Annotated in this window: 11 protein-coding genes; 1 reads left to right on the plus strand and 10 read right to left on the minus strand. The window is 49.4% G+C overall.

The window, feature by feature from the left end; translation table 11 throughout:
- Window positions 1-22: 22 nt before the first annotated feature.
- From ACYQ1O_RS07505 to ACYQ1O_RS07530, 6 genes are all read right to left on the minus strand, one after another.
- Complete coding sequence (locus ACYQ1O_RS07505; RefSeq protein ID WP_459991043.1) at window positions 23-640, minus strand: hypothetical protein; 618 nt, start codon at window positions 638-640, stop codon at window positions 23-25.
- A gap of 149 nt (window positions 641-789) precedes the next feature.
- Entirely contained in the window at window positions 790-1800 is a 1011-nt protein-coding gene (locus ACYQ1O_RS07510) for an AAA family ATPase (RefSeq protein WP_459991044.1), read from the minus strand.
- Window positions 1801-1964: 164 nt separating this feature from the next.
- The gene (locus ACYQ1O_RS07515; protein WP_459991045.1) at window positions 1965-2252 is read right to left on the minus strand and encodes a methanol dehydrogenase [cytochrome c] subunit; all 288 of its coding nucleotides are present in this window, start codon (window positions 2250-2252) and stop codon (window positions 1965-1967) included.
- A 13-nt stretch (window positions 2253-2265) separates the two neighbouring features.
- Entirely contained in the window at window positions 2266-2736 is a 471-nt protein-coding gene (gene moxG / locus ACYQ1O_RS07520; protein WP_459991046.1) for a cytochrome c(L), periplasmic, read from the minus strand.
- A 15-nt stretch (window positions 2737-2751) separates the two neighbouring features.
- Window positions 2752-3597: a methanol oxidation system protein MoxJ gene (gene moxJ / locus ACYQ1O_RS07525; RefSeq protein WP_459991047.1), complete on the minus strand. Its 846-nt coding sequence runs from the start codon at window positions 3595-3597 to the stop codon at window positions 2752-2754.
- A gap of 167 nt (window positions 3598-3764) precedes the next feature.
- Window positions 3765-5573, minus strand: coding sequence for a methanol/ethanol family PQQ-dependent dehydrogenase (locus tag ACYQ1O_RS07530; RefSeq protein WP_459991048.1), 1809 nt, complete (start codon window positions 5571-5573; stop codon window positions 3765-3767).
- A gap of 334 nt (window positions 5574-5907) precedes the next feature.
- Here ACYQ1O_RS07530 and ACYQ1O_RS07535 point away from each other — a divergent pair, with 334 nt between their 5' ends.
- Window positions 5908-6570, plus strand: a complete 663-nt coding sequence (locus ACYQ1O_RS07535) for a response regulator (protein ID WP_459991049.1) — start codon at window positions 5908-5910, stop codon at window positions 6568-6570.
- A 51-nt stretch (window positions 6571-6621) separates the two neighbouring features.
- On the opposite strand, the gene ACYQ1O_RS07540 is transcribed toward ACYQ1O_RS07535, so the two are convergent.
- The 4 genes from ACYQ1O_RS07540 to ACYQ1O_RS07555 all read right to left on the minus strand — a co-directional run bounded on the left by ACYQ1O_RS07540 (window position 6622) and on the right by ACYQ1O_RS07555 (window position 14307).
- Entirely contained in the window at window positions 6622-7152 is a 531-nt protein-coding gene (locus tag ACYQ1O_RS07540) for an SRPBCC family protein (RefSeq protein ID WP_459991050.1), read from the minus strand.
- Window positions 7153-7407: 255 nt separating this feature from the next.
- On the minus strand, window positions 7408-9471 hold the full coding sequence (metG, locus tag ACYQ1O_RS07545; protein WP_459991051.1) for a methionine--tRNA ligase: 2064 nt from the start codon (window positions 9469-9471) through the stop codon (window positions 7408-7410).
- 181 nt (window positions 9472-9652) lie between these two features.
- Complete coding sequence (locus ACYQ1O_RS07550; protein WP_459991052.1) at window positions 9653-13249, minus strand: transporter substrate-binding domain-containing protein; 3597 nt, start codon at window positions 13247-13249, stop codon at window positions 9653-9655.
- A 2-nt stretch (window positions 13250-13251) separates the two neighbouring features.
- A complete protein-coding gene (locus tag ACYQ1O_RS07555; protein ID WP_459991053.1) occupies window positions 13252-14307 on the minus strand; it encodes an HD domain-containing phosphohydrolase in 1056 nt (351 codons plus the stop codon).
- Between the last annotated feature and the right edge of the window lie 93 nt (window positions 14308-14400).

Consider the following 14400-nt stretch of genomic DNA (forward strand, 5'->3'; position numbering starts at 1 on the left):
GTTTCTTCTGTGGACGAATTACTCATTGCTGATTAACGACCAAAAACACCATTAAACCAGCAAACGCGGCATACGCAGGCCAGGTGTATTTGCCCAATTTTTCAAATAGCCATTGCAGCGCGGTACTGTCCGGCTGTGCTACGGCTTGTGCGGCGCACCACCATAAGCTGTTGATCGAGGGCAAAAAGATTAGGATTAAAAAAGCTGGCGCATTAAAAAATAAATCGCCCCAAGCGGCGGGATACGCGCCGTCTGCCAAGCGCAAGATAATTTGCGCCAACAAAATTCCCCACGCCGTCGCGCCTAAGGTAAACGCCAATAAAAACAGCCGATTATTGAGGCGGCATAAATACTTTGCTGGCGTTAATAATGCGGCGTGTTGTTGGGACAAATACGCGGCGGGTAGGCTTAGGCAGAGCAGCAATAAGCTGGTGTCGCTGAGCAAATCCCAAAATTTTGGGCTGATGGCCTCGTTAATCGCACCGACATAATAGGCTGCGTAGGGCGCGGGTTCTTGGTTATCTAAGCCTTCGGCGATTAGCACCACGAACAAGCCTAAGCCTGCGTAAGCGGCGATGGCTAAGCGTAAGGCGGTGAGGTCGAATATGGCGTTTAGTTGATTTTTTATAGTGGTATTCATGGTAGCGCTCTTATTTTTATGTTCATTTCCACATGTAGGTCGTGGTTAGCGAAGCGTAACCCGACGCAATCCGCAAATGTCGGGTTACGCTATCGCTAACCCGACCTACGAATTCTGGAGCTTGGGAACGAGCCTGTCTGTCTTTACATTCACGGCGCAGCAATCTGCGTCAATATTCCTTTAATCAATTGCGGCATCAGTTCCTCTTTCCGGTAAGCGTACAAAGGGCTGAAAAATATCCGGTGCGCCATCGTCACCGGGTACACTGCCTGTAAATCTTCTGGTAACAAATTGTCGCGGCCTTCCAACCAAGCGCGGGTTTTCGCGGCGCGGAGAAAAAAACTCATGCCGCGCGGGCTGGCGCCAGCTTGGATCAATTCCGCCATGTCGACATCAGTCAAGCGGATGCCGAACTTGGCGGGATTATGCGAGGCTTGCCACAAGGCCAAGGCGTAGGCTTTGAGTTTGTCGCTGCTGTGGATGTGGGCTTGGATGCTGGCGGCGACTTCATTCAGCTGGTAATAGGCGATTTGTCCGCCCGGCATTTCTTGCACCAAGCGGTCGGTGTCGTGGTAACGCGGGTTGAACATCAGTTCTTGCAACACTGCTTCATCGCTGGGCATGTCGATGCTGATTTCAAACATAAATCGATCTTTGGCGGCGGCGGGTAATTCAAAGGTTTCTTCGCGCTCGACGCGGTTGCGGTCGGCAAATACTTGCAGATGCGGCAAATGGTAGGTTTGGTTGAATGCGCTGACACTGCGTTCCGCCATTGCTCGTAATAATAAGGAATGGACTTGCGGACGGGCGCGGTTGATTTCGTTAAAAAAGAAGGTCGCCAAACGTTCGCGGTGGTTAAGCAAGGGGCCGGGGTCGACGCGGGGTTTGCCGCTGGCATCTAGGTAGGTGTAATAAATCAGGTCGGCTGGCATTAGGTCTATCGTGCCTTCGATGCGTTGGTAATCGCCACCCAAACCGTGAGCAATGGCACGGAGCAAGGTCGTTTTGCCGACACCGACATTGCCTTCCAACAAAACATGACCGCGTGCAAATATCGCTAATAACAAATGGCGCACGGCGGCAGTTTGCCCGATGACGATTTGGTTGAGTTGGTGTTCAAAGCTTAGGGCTTGGTCGCGGCTGGTGTTTAGGTCGGTCATGGTTTTCTGTAAAAAAAATCCGGCAAGTGACATTTGCCGGAATTGAGGGGGATTTAGCCTAAAAACAAATCGTAGGATGTGCTGAACGAAGGAAAACGCATCATTGGGCGTAACGGATGGGCTTCCTTTCGTCAGCCCATCCTACTTCTAAAAAACCGCCAAACTTAATTGGCGATGTCATCCACGTCATAAACAAACTTGCCGGTTTTGACGAAATTCAGGCGGCGTTTCTCGTTACGCGCTTCCATTTCTTTAACCGATTGGGCTTGTTTATTCAGTTCGTTAACGTCATGTTTCGGATCGTATTTGCTGCCTGCGACTTTGTCGGGATAGCCAGGTTTAGGCTCCCAGCACACGCCGGGTTCTTTGCAGTTGGTGCCATCGTAGGCCAAGGCGGACGCTGACAATCCGGCGGTAAGTACCGCCATGCTGAATAATGCTAATTTTTTCATGGTGTTATCCTCATTATTTAGTTAACCATTTGGCCTTTTTCGGATCACCTGTATAGATGTCACGAATAAACGCCATGATTTGCAACATTTCATCGGTGTTAAAGTTGACGTACTGCGGCCCCATCATGCCGTTAGCACCGCCGAACAACAGTTCAAACAAACCTTGGTCGGTGGCGTTGCGTGGATACGTCCAGTAATCGTCCGCTAGACCTGGGCCGAGTTTGCCTTCCGCCTCGTGTCCGTGGCAACCGGAACAGCCCGTCATGTAAAGGCTTTTGCCTTTTTCCACGACTTCTTTATTGCCGTTGTAAGGGTTTTTGCCGTCTTGCATAAATTGCTTGAAGGCATCGGTGTTGCCGCCTTTTTTGGCGAAGCTCATATCTAAGGTTTCGCCGGTGATGGCGTTATGCAAGGTGATGTCGGCCTGTGCCGCGCTAAAAAACAGCGATAGCGCAGCACACAGGGTGAGTGTTGATAATTTCATGTGCTGATTTTTTCCTTAATGGGTTGCGGCAACGGCGACTTGTTCTGCGTCCAGCAACGGTATGCCTTCGGCTTCCAGCAACTGCCGTATCTCCGGTTGTTTCGCTTTAATGACGTGGTTCAATTCAGCAAGCAAGGCTTCGTTGCCTTTACGCACCGCCATGGACGTGCTGTAGTGATGCCCGACTTTTTCGCCGTCCGCCCGTTTGTTGGTGTCGGGAATGACGGTCATCGTCAACGGTGTGCCAGAGGCTTTGACATAAGGCCCAGCCGCCGGCCCCCATAACGCCGCCACTTCGGCATGGCCTGAGGCGACTTCGCTGACCAATTTTGCCGTATCGTATTTGACGTATTGGTTGCGTTTGGACTTATAGCCGACCAGTTCTTGCGAATAATTGAACATATCGTTATAGCGTCCGATGGCGCGTAACATCACTTCCGCAGGCGAACCCGGCACAAAGGCGATACGCTGGGCTTTTTGCAAAGCTTCGCTATCCCACGAGTTGATTGCCTGACCGTCTTTGCGGGTGATGAACACATACCCAGAACGGTAATACGCCACACTAGTGGAGACACGCGGGTCGCCCGTATCCACGCCGATGACGACATCGCATAAGCCTTTGTCCAAGGTGTCGCGCAGGTAATAGCGCGGGTCAGTCCAATAGACATATTCGATTTTTTTGTTTAATGCCTGACCGACTAACTGGCCGAGTTTGTTTTCAAACCCTTCGCCTTTGTTGTTGGAGTACGGCATTTCATCTTCGGCGGCGCAGATTTTTAAGGAGCTGTCATCGGCGTTTGCCGTTGACAAACCCAAACCTAGGCACACGAGGGCTAATAAATGTTTTTTTGTTAATGGCATGTTTTTTCTCTACTTATAGTTCCCACCCTCCGGCGCACCCGGCAGGGCATAAATGGGAATTCATCTTGCAACGCTCCGGCGTTGCGTGATTTATGCCCCTGAGGGTGCGCTGGAACGTCACAGGCGGCATTCCCACGCCGGAGCGTGGGAACGATGTTTGCCATGCACTACAGAGCAAACACCATCACACCGCCGCCCATTTGCGTGTAATGCGCCAATTCTTTAAACGCACCCACTGCACCTAAGCCTGCTGTCGGGTCTTTCAGGTCAAACACCAAGCCAACACCAGGCCAGCCGCCTACGCCGTAATAAATCGCCACATATTGTTTGCCGTTATGCAGATAAGTGATCGGATGACCGATAACGCCAGACGGCAGTTTGAATTTCCACAGCTCTTCGCCCGTTTTCGAGTTCAAGGCTTTGATGTAACCATCCAACGTGCCGTAGAACACCAAATCGCCAGCGGTAGCCGTTGTGCCGCCCCAGACCGCGAATTTCTCTTTCACTTCCCATTCAAATTCGCCAGTGACGGAGTTCATGGCTTTGACTTGACCTAAAGTGCCTTTCGGGCCGGGGTACATGTTCAAAGTCGCGCCGACGAAGAACTGGCCTGCGCGGTACGGCAGCATGAACGGTTCCCAATCCATACAGATGTGGTTGATGCCCATGAAGAACAGTTTTTTCGCCGGGTCGTATGATTCGATACCTTGGTTGTGGTAACCCATCGCCGATGGGCAAATGCCTTTGGCTTCGTGATCCATGTGTGTTGAATATTCAGGATCACGGATGGGTAAGCCCGTTTTCAAATCGACTTTTTTCACCCAGTTAACGGTGTCGTCAATTTTGAAAGCGTTAATCAAATCGCCGTTTTCTCTATCAAGCGTGTACACCAAACCATTACGGTCAGGATGAGTCAGCAGTTTGCGTTTTTTGCCGTCCACCACTTGCTCGGACAAGCCCATGTAGTTGACGCCTGCGTAGTCCCATTCGTCATGCGGGGTTTTTTGGTAACCGAATTTAGCTTCGCCTGTGTTCACGTCACGACCCCAAATGGTCATCGTCCATTTGTTGTCGCCAGGGCGCATGGTTTCGTTCCACGGTGCGGGGTTGCCTGAGCCGTAATAGAGCATGTCTAAATCAGGATCGAAGGCATACCAACCCCAGTTGGTGCCGCCGCCGATTTTCCACGCGTCGCCTTCCCAGGTTTTCAGACCCAAACCAAACTGCCCGTAATGTGGGTTGGCTTTGTTGAAATCTTTGGACAATTTGATGTCTTCATCAGGGCCGGTGGCATAAACGCGCCAGGCTTGTTTGCCGTCTTTGATGTTGTAGGCGGTCGCATAACCACGCACGCCCAATTCCGCACCAGAACTGCCAACGATGACCTTGTCTTTAGCGACAAACGGCGCGACGGTTAAAGTCGATCCCATGGCAATATCGGAGTTTTCCATTTTCCAAAGCAGTTCACCGGTTTTGGCATTCAAGGCGACGATATGGCCGTCCAATTGGTTTTGGAAAATAGTCGCTGGATAGCCGTTACCTTCCGGTGCATAAGCCAAGCCCCGGTTGACCACGTCACAACAGGCCACGGCGCGGGCGGCTGGGTTTTGTTTGGGTTTGTATTCCCAGAGGATTTTGCCCGGCTCGTTCAAGTCGATGGCGAAAATATTGTTTGGATAAGGCGTATGCACATACATGATGCCGTTGATGACCAGCGGGCCGCCTTCGTGACCGTTCAACACGCCTGTGGAAAATGACCAAACGGGTTTCAGATTTTTGACGTTGGTGACATTGATGTCGTACAGCTCGCTAAAATGCGTTGCGCTGTAATCTTTAGTTTGCATCGCCCAGTTGGTGTTTTGGCGCGACAGTTTTTCCAGTTCTTTGTTGGCGAGCGCAGGTTGCGCCAAAGCCAAGGCAATGCCCGTCGCCAACGCAGTACGTCCGACACAACGGGCCATTTTCAAAATCCTCATGATTCCTCCAGAATTATTTTTAGTATTCATTAGGGCTTAGCCATGTACGATGGCAGTCGATGTGTTTGGCTTACTTGATCTGGCAAAGGTATTGCCGGCGTACATGGCTATGCTGGATGTGCATATTACGGGAGTCGGTGGTGTGGTCGTTACGGAATAAGCCTTTAAAAACACAAGGAAAATAGCGATAAATCTGGATGAAAAATTCCTGAATGAACGGCTGCCGACAAATGTCAGCGATGGTCAAGCTTGGGAAAACAATATAAAAAGGAAATCCTCCTATAGGCCAAATAACGTAAACACGGCATGATGGGCGTTTGCCTAGGAGGAAAAGGTGGCACAAAAAATTAATGTTTTGTTAGTCGACGATCACGCGGTCGTCAGGGCAGGCTATAAAACCTATCTGTCTTTATCGGAAAACATCGGCCAGATTTACGAAGCAGACCGTGGCGAAACGGCTTGTCAGATATACAACCAATATTCGCCTGATTTAGTGGTGTTGGATTTGTCGATGCCAGGTTTTGGTGGTTTTGAAACCATCCGTCGCCTTATTAATCGCGATCCCCAAGCGAAAATTTTGGTCTTTAGCATCCATAATGAATTGGTTTATGTCACTCGCGCCTTAAAAGCCGGTGCAAAAGGCTACATTACTAAAAACAGCGATCCTGAAGTTTTGATAACAGCTGTCGGCAAAATCGCCCAAGGCGGCACTTATGTTGACCCTGAACTTGCCCAGCAATTGGCTGTTACCATGAGTTCAGGCTTGGACGATGCGGAAAAGATAAAATTATTGTCGCCGCGCGAATTTGATGTGTTTTGCTTGCTGGCAAACGGCTATACCACGCATAAGGCGGCAGAGAAATTATGTTTGAGCTACAAAACCGTGTGTAACCACGGCACGGCGATTAAGGAAAAGCTGGGGGTGGCGACGATTGCCGAAATGACGTTGTTGGCGAGCAGACAGGGTTTGATTGAGGCTCAGGATTCGTTGCAATAATTGACGGGAAGTTGGTGGGCAATGCGGTTTGCCCACCCTGATTTAGCTGAGTTATTTCTCGACTTTAGCTTTCAACCCTTCTAAACCCTTCTTAAAAAAACTATTCATTGCTTTGACCGCCGCCTCGTCATTTAAATTTTCCGGTGGCGTGTTGCCGGTGTCGCCACGATAAAACCGACTTTTCAAGACCACGGTGCTGTTGCCGGCATCACTGCCTGGAGTGACTTGCAAGGTCACAGAATATGAACTTGCCGGAAAGGCTTGGGTGTTTTCGGTTTTCAGACGGTAACTGTATTCGTGGTCTTTATCACTGTAAAAATCCAATTCTTCAACCAATTGCCCATCGTTTTGCAGTGTGATGGTGCGTATGCCGCCGGACTCGTGTTTACCATCGCCGATACTGTTTTTTACATCAGGATGCCAGTTGGCGATGCCGTCGAAGGATTTGACGGTATCCCATACGATACTGACGGGGGCGTTAATCGTGATGCTTTCTTTGGCTTTTTGTGGTGTTGGCCCATGAGCCAAGGCAAACAGAGGAAAGATTAAAAAACTGGCGAAAACGGATACGGAGGACTTCATAAGCAATTGTTCCTGAAAAATGCTTATTATTGATAATCCAGAGCAAGAAACATCGGGCGCTATTCCTGATCTTGGCAAGAATAATTCCTGAAAATATGATGATTGCAGTAAAAAGGTAGGAAGGGGTTGATTCGGAGCGGGTGCAAATGGAAACGGAGCGTCTTTTTCAATAAACAGACGGTGTTACGCCACAACGGCAATCAATCCGTTGTGGCGATAACAATAACAAGTTTTTAATGTAAAACAGTTTTGGCCTTACTTAACCCGCATGCCTGCAACGGCACCGGTGTCAGGGCTGAGCAGGAAGATTTCTTTTTCTCCAGGCCCTGCAGCCAGCACCATGCCTTCAGACATGCCAAAGCGCATTTTGCGCGGTGCCAAATTGGCAATCACTAACGTCAGTTTGCCTTGCAAATCTTCGGGTTGGTAAGCGGATTTGATGCCGGAAAAAATCGTGCGGGTTTCATTGCCCAAATCAACGGTCAGTTGCAGCAATTTGTCCGAACCTTCAACGTGATCGGCTTTGATGATTTTGGCGATACGTAAATCGAGTTTGGCAAAATCGTTAAAGTCGATGGTGTCGGCAATCGGCTCAAAGCCTTCAGATTTTTCAGATTTTTCGACGGCGGCAGCAGGTTTGGCGGTGGCTTTAGTTGCAACGGTCGGGGTTTTTTCCAAATTTTCTTTTGAGGCTTCAACAATGGCGGTGATTTTATCGGCATCGACACGCGTCATCAGTGGTTTGAAGTCGTTGATGGTATGTGCCAGCAAGGGTTGCATGCCTGCCACCCAGCCTTGCGGGGCAATGTTCAAGAAGCTTTCCGCTTCGCTTGCCAAGGTTGGGATCACCGGTTTCAAATACGCCGCCAACACGCGGAACAAGTTTAAGCCCATCGAGCAGACCGCTTGCAATTGCGCGTCTTGGCCTTCTTCTTTGGCGATCAGCCAAGGTTTTTTCTCGTCGATGTACTGGTTGGCCTTGTCCGCTAAGGCCATGATTTCGCGCATGGCTTTGCCGTATTCGCGGGCTTCGTAGAACTCGGCAACGGTTTCGTTGACGGCGATAAAGCTGTCAAATAAAGCCGGTTCGGCGCAGTCAGCAGACAAGCCATTGGCAAAGCGTTTGGCGATAAAGCCGCTGCAACGGCTGGCGATATTGACCACTTTACCCACCAAATCGGAGTTGACGCGTTGGCTGAAATCGTCAAAGTTCAAGTCGATATCATCGACACCGCCGCTGAGCTTGGCGGCAAAGTAGTAGCGCAAGTATTCGGGGTTTAAATGTTCCAGATACGTGCGGGCGGTGATGAAGGTGCCGCGCGATTTTGACATTTTTTCGCCGTTCACGGTTAAAAAGCCGTGTGCAAAAATGGCTGATGGCGTGCGTAAGCCCGCACCGCTGAGCATGGCGGGCCAGAACAGGGCGTGGAAATAAATGATGTCTTTGCCAATGAAATGGTACAGCTCGGCATCACTGCCTTTAGCCCAAAATTCGTCAAAATTAAGGCCGGTTTTCGCGCACAAATTTTTAAAACTGGCCATGTAACCAATCGGCGCATCCAGCCAGACGTAGAAGTATTTGCCCGGTGCGTCGGGGATTTCAAAGCCAAAATACGGCGCATCGCGGGAAATGTCCCATTGCTGCAGGCCACCTTGCAGCCATTCCGCCAGTTTATTGGTGACTTCGGCCTGCAAGTGTCCGGCGTTAGTCCAAGCAGTCAACATGTCGGCAAAATTCGCCAGATCGAAGAAATAATGCACCGATTCTTTTTCGATGGGTTTTTCGCCCGATAAGGCCGAGACGGCATTTTTTAAATCGGTAGGCGAATAGGTGGCACCGCAGACTTCGCAGCCGTCGCCGTATTGTTCCGTCGCGCCGCATTTGGGGCAGTCGCCTTTGATGAAACGGTCGGGCAAAAACATTTGTTTGACGGGGTCAAACGCTTGGGTGATGGTGCGTGAGCTGATATGCCCGGCATCGCGTAATTGGGTGTAGATCATCGCCGACAATTCGCGGTTTTCGTCGGAATGGGTACTGTGGTAATTGTCGAAGGCCACGCCAAATTCTTGGAAATCCGCGTTGTGTTGCTGCCAAACTTTGCCAATCAAGGTTTCCGGGGTAATGCCTTCCTTGTCGGCGCGGAGCATGATGGGCGTGCCGTGGGTGTCGTCGGCGCACACGTAGTAGCATTGGTGTCCGCGTTGCTTTTGGAAGCGCACCCAAATGTCGGTTTGGATGTATTCCACCAAATGGCCTAAGTGGATCGGGCCGTTGGCATAGGGCAGGGCGCTGGTTACGAGGATTTTTCGGGTTGTCATAGTCGGCGTGTCACTTTAAGTACGGATAAATGCGGGCATTATCGCATAAATTGTTGGCTTGATTGGTGAGATGCGTTGGCTTTTTGCCCGTCTTCCCGTGCTGTATCACTTTCGTGTACGGGGGCTAAATATGCTGGGTATGGGTCGCGGTTAATACTTAGGGAATCAGTTTGTTATCGTTCTACGCGTGCTTGTCGAAGGCTTTTTCCGGCGGTTCTTGGGATTCTGCCAAATTGGACAGTTCTTGTATCAGATGAGGGTAGCGATGGATGGTTTGCTTAATGGCAATAATGTCAAACGCGTCAATATGTTGATGGAGTTCCGCGATATAGTCGGTGATGACCGGCAGTGGGCAGCTTTCGACCAGGTATTGCAGTTTGTCGGCAAACTTTTTCAGCTCTGAAATGTTGTTGCTTTTGCTGCAAAGCTGGTATTGGGCCGAAGCGGTTTCCAATTGCCCCAACAGTTTGGGTAGCAATAGCTGTTGTTCAGGGGGGATGGTCAGCAAGGGTTGGGCTTCGTCGGGTAAATGGAGGTGTGGCTTGTGACCCAAAAAACGCAGCATTTCATTGATAAGGTCTTTTTTATGCACCGGTTTTTGTAAGTAACCATCGAAATGGTGGTTTTTCAATTGCTGGTATTCCTCCATCATAATGGATGCTGTTAGGGCGATGATGGGTACATTGACAATGGCTTTGATTTTTTCGCAGGCTTCGTACCCATCCATCACCGGCATTCTAATATCCATCAAAATCAGGTTAAAAGCGTGTTGGCTCGCCAAGGTCACGGCTTGCAAGCCATTTTCGGCTTCGATAACGGTAATGGGCTGTGTTGCAATGCTGGCTTTTAGTAGCTCGCGGTTGCTGGCTATATCGTCAACCACCAAGACGGTGGCGGGTAAAAATTGCGCGGTTTGAGGGTTGTCTTGGGGTTTTTGTTGCGGATTTTTTGGGGTCGTAACGGCAATCCCGGTCAGTTTGACGGTCAGGGTGGTGCCTTTGCCCAATTGGCTGTTGACGCTGATGCTGCCACCCATCATTTCGGTAAGCCGTTTGCTGATTGCCAAACCTAAGCCTGTACCGCCGTATTTTTTGTGGTCTTGGCCTTGTGATTGTTCAAAATCTTGAAAAATGATGGGCAATTGGTCTGCCGATATGCCAATGCCGGTGTCTTGGACGGTAATCAGCAGATCGGTTTTGCTTAAGGCCTTGTCGGTATTACAAGCTTTGGCGCTGACGCGGATAAAGCCTTGGTCGGTAAATTTGACGGCGTTGCCGATCAGGTTGAACAGGATTTGCCGCAGCCGAACCGCATCCATCAGTAGGCATGGCGGGATGTTGGTGTCGATTTCCAGGAGCAAATCCAAGCGTTTTTCGCGCATTTTAATTATGAAAATGCTGCCCAATTCCTCGAACAAATCGTGCGGGTTGGTGGGTGCCATTTCGATGCGCATTTTGCCGGCTTCAATTTTCGACAAGTCCAAAATGTCGTTAATCAAACTGAGCAGGTTGTTGCCCGCCGCTTGGATAGTTTGCGCAAAGGTTTTGAGTTTGGGGTCTTGGATCTGTTCGTTGAGCAGTTCGGTAAAGCCAATAATGGCGTTCATGGGCGTGCGGATTTCATGGCTCATGTTGGCAAGGAATTCCGATTTGGCGCGGTTGGCGTATTCGGCCTGTTGTTTGGCGGTTTCCAAAGCCAAAGCGGTCATTTTTTGTTCGGTAATATCCCAATTGACGCCAATCACGCTGCTGACCCCGTCGGCATTGGTGATGGCCCGGTAGCCGCTGTAGATGTGGACGATTTCGCCATTGGGCTTGTAGCTGCGGAACTCAATACGTCCGCGTCCGCCGTGTTGCTTTACCGTATTCAGCTCGGCAAAAATATGCGCGTGGTCATCGGCATGGATATGGCTTAGCCAGCTTTCAAAAGTGACTTGTGCCTTTCTGGGTTGCCCGTACATTTCCAAGGTGCGGTCATCGGCAATGAAAACGGCAGGATCACCCAACTGCAATTCCCAAATGCCCAACGCCACGGCTTCGGTAGCTAAGGTAAAACGGGCATTTAAGGCGGTCAGTTCGGCTTCGGTTTGTTTGCGCCGCTTGATTTCTTTGGTAAGCAAGCGCATCCACATCAGAATAATCAGCAAGGTCAGTAAAAAGCCGACAACAATTTGCGTGATAAGCCGGTAATTGGTGGTGTCGGTAAATTTTTCCTTGCTCCACGCATCGTATATTTTTTGCTTTTCGCTTTGGCTGATGGCGTTGAGGGCTTTGTTTAAAATGGGTACTAACGGGGCAAATTCTTCGCGCATACCAAAGCCCACTTCGGTTTTAAAGTCGGTTTTGCCAACAATCCTGACATTGTTAATGCCCAGTTCGGTGATGTGGTAGCTGGCTTGCGCGAGTGTGCAAAACAGGGCGTCTATTTTGCCGGTGGACACTGCGGTTAATCCATCCGGGATGTTGTCGACATAAAGTAAGGGGATGCCGGGGAAATGCACGTCATCATAGTCTTTGATCGCCGCCAGTTTTTTGCTTTTGATTTGCTCGATGTTTTCCACATAGTCGGCATCGGCGCGCATGACGATGATGATCGGGCTGTTGAGATATTTTTGGGTGAATTTAAGCTGTGAACCTATTGGCAAAGTGCTGCCTTGCCCAGCTGATACTACGTCTAGCTGGCCTTTTTCGAGCAAACCAACGGTTTCGCTCCACGATTGACTACGGATTATTTCTAAGTGAATACCCAGCTTTTCTTCAATCAATGCCAAGTATTCAGCAACAATACCGATGTATTGGCCTTGTTTATTGAAGGCTTCGTAGGGCAGCCAATTAGGGTCGCCGCCAAAACGGATAACGGGGTGCTTGTCCAGCCATTCACGTTCTTGCGGGCTTAAAACAACGCGTTGCCCGCGCAGTTTTGGGTCTAAAGCCAGCCACTTTTCTTCCACTTGCCACTTTTCTTGGCTTGGTATGCTGGCTAGGGTTTTGTCCAAAATGCTGGCGAGCAGCACTTGGTCTTCGGCAACCGCCATGTGCAGGCTGATAGTTTCTTGGTGCGGCAGTATTTTGAAGGGTTTTATAGTGGTGATGGCGTTTTGCTTGAGCCAGTAACTGAGTACGGCATAAGTGTCCACCAAAACATCGGCTTTGCGTTCGATGACGCTTTGTACGGCTGTCTTCAGGTTATTAACTTCCAAAATTTTTATTTTTGGGAAGTGTTTGCGGAGGGTATCGATAAACACATAATCCTTGGGGATAGCCAAGGTTTTTCCGTTCAAATCCTCCAGGTTGTGTGCTGCCAATTCCTCGTGGACAAAGAAATAATTGAGCATTTCTTGATAGGGCTGCGTAAAACGCAGGTAGCGGCTGCGTTGTTCGGAATAAAAAATGACCGGCAGCAAGTCAATTTCGTGGTGTTGGATTTTGTCGAGCAAATCGTTCCAATCACCTAATGTCGCTTGGAATTTCAGGCCAGTATGTTGGCTAATCAGTTCAAGCATGTCTTTGCTTAAGCCATCGTGTTGGCCTTTATTGTCAGCAAAGTCGTACGGAGGCCAGTCTTGTTCGCCACCGTAGCGGATAACCGGGTGGTCTTTAATCCAGGCCAATTCTTCCGGGCTTAAGCTAGGAACAGCGTTAATGGTTGCGTTGGCGGGCGATAAGTCGTCTTCTGCGTGGGCAGGGTGGCTGCTGATAAGCAAAGCGAGCCACGCGCAAAAACAGTACCGTAGCGTCAAATGCCAAACATTGGCCTTGTGGAGGGGTGGGATTGGCATGCTTATTTGGAATAGCAGATGGCAATAAACTCATCCAGATGTTCCAGGAATATGGCGACCAATTCAGGGTCAAACTGGATGCCGCTGAGACCTTTAATGTAGTTGACCACGTCATCAATTTGCCAAGCGTCTTTATAACGCCGCGAGTGCGCTAAGGCATCAAAAACATCCGCCAAGGCCACAATGCGTCCATAAATATGGATTTGTGTGCCGATTAAACCTCTGGGGTAGCCTTGACCGTTCCATTTTTCATGATGTTCATGGGCAATGATGGCTGCCGCTTTTATCAGCTTGCGTTCGGAATTTTTCAGCAATTCGTAGCCGTGGTTGGCATGACTTTTCATGGCTTCAAATTCTTCGTCGGTATAGCGGCCTGGTTTGTTGAGCAGTTCAGGCGCCACCATCATTTTGCCAATATCATGCATCGGTGCGGCATGGTAAAGGATTTCAACGTCTTCATCGTTTAGGCTAGGGTGATATTTGGCCAACAAGGCGGCGATTTCCGATAGCCTTTTGATATGCTTGCCGGTTTCATCGGATGTGGACTCCATGAGTTCGGTCAGCATAAAAATCATGTCTTTTTGATTTTCTTCCAATTCCGACAACAGCTTGTGCCGCTCATGCTTTACTTTCGTTTCCAATACCAAACAATGTTGTTTAAGCAATAAACGGGCATGGAACAGTTCAATATGGTTTTTTGTCCTGACCAACAATTCTTCCGGATGGAAGGGCTTGGTGATGTAATCGACCCCGCCCACGGCAAAACCTTTTGATATGGAATCAATATCCACCCGTGCGGTTAGAAAAATAACTGGGATGTCGGCGGTGGCGGGGTTGTTTTTTAAGATTTGGCAAACTTCAAAACCATCCATGCCGGGCATCATCACATCCAGCAAAATCAGGCTGAATACTTCAGGTTCTTGCTCGATCAGTTCGAGGGCTTCGGAGCCGTTCATAGCAAAAGAAAAATCGTAATGGTCTTCTTTCAAGATGTTCATGGCGACTTGGATATTGACCACCACGTCATCAACTATCATGATCCGAGGGTTCTTTAGCATGGTTAAATCCTTTGCTTATAGGAGAACGGCAACAAAAAAATTTGGCAGTATAAACTATTCATTTAGATTAAACAGTCAGTTGAGCGTTGTATG

This window comes from Methylosoma difficile (assembly GCF_054657615.1).

Bases quoted from the DNA above. Each gene is read 5' to 3' on its own strand.
- ACYQ1O_RS07505 (WP_459991043.1), bottom strand. From the start codon at position 640: ATGAATACCACTATAAAAAATCAACTAAACGCCATATTCGACCTCACC.
- ACYQ1O_RS07550 (WP_459991052.1), bottom strand. From the start codon at position 13,249: ATGCCAATCCCACCCCTCCACAAGGCCAATGTTTGGCATTTGACGCTA.
- ACYQ1O_RS07530 (WP_459991048.1), bottom strand. From the start codon at position 5,573: ATGAGGATTTTGAAAATGGCCCGTTGTGTCGGACGTACTGCGTTGGCG.
- ACYQ1O_RS07540 (WP_459991050.1), bottom strand. From the start codon at position 7,152: ATGAAGTCCTCCGTATCCGTTTTCGCCAGTTTTTTAATCTTTCCTCTG.
- metG (WP_459991051.1), bottom strand. From the start codon at position 9,471: ATGACAACCCGAAAAATCCTCGTAACCAGCGCCCTGCCCTATGCCAAC.
- ACYQ1O_RS07510 (WP_459991044.1), bottom strand. From the start codon at position 1,800: ATGACCGACCTAAACACCAGCCGCGACCAAGCCCTAAGCTTTGAACAC.
- moxJ (WP_459991047.1), bottom strand. From the start codon at position 3,597: ATGCCATTAACAAAAAAACATTTATTAGCCCTCGTGTGCCTAGGTTTG.
- moxG (WP_459991046.1), bottom strand. From the start codon at position 2,736: ATGAAATTATCAACACTCACCCTGTGTGCTGCGCTATCGCTGTTTTTT.
- ACYQ1O_RS07555 (WP_459991053.1), bottom strand. From the start codon at position 14,307: ATGCTAAAGAACCCTCGGATCATGATAGTTGATGACGTGGTGGTCAAT.
- ACYQ1O_RS07515 (WP_459991045.1), bottom strand. From the start codon at position 2,252: ATGAAAAAATTAGCATTATTCAGCATGGCGGTACTTACCGCCGGATTG.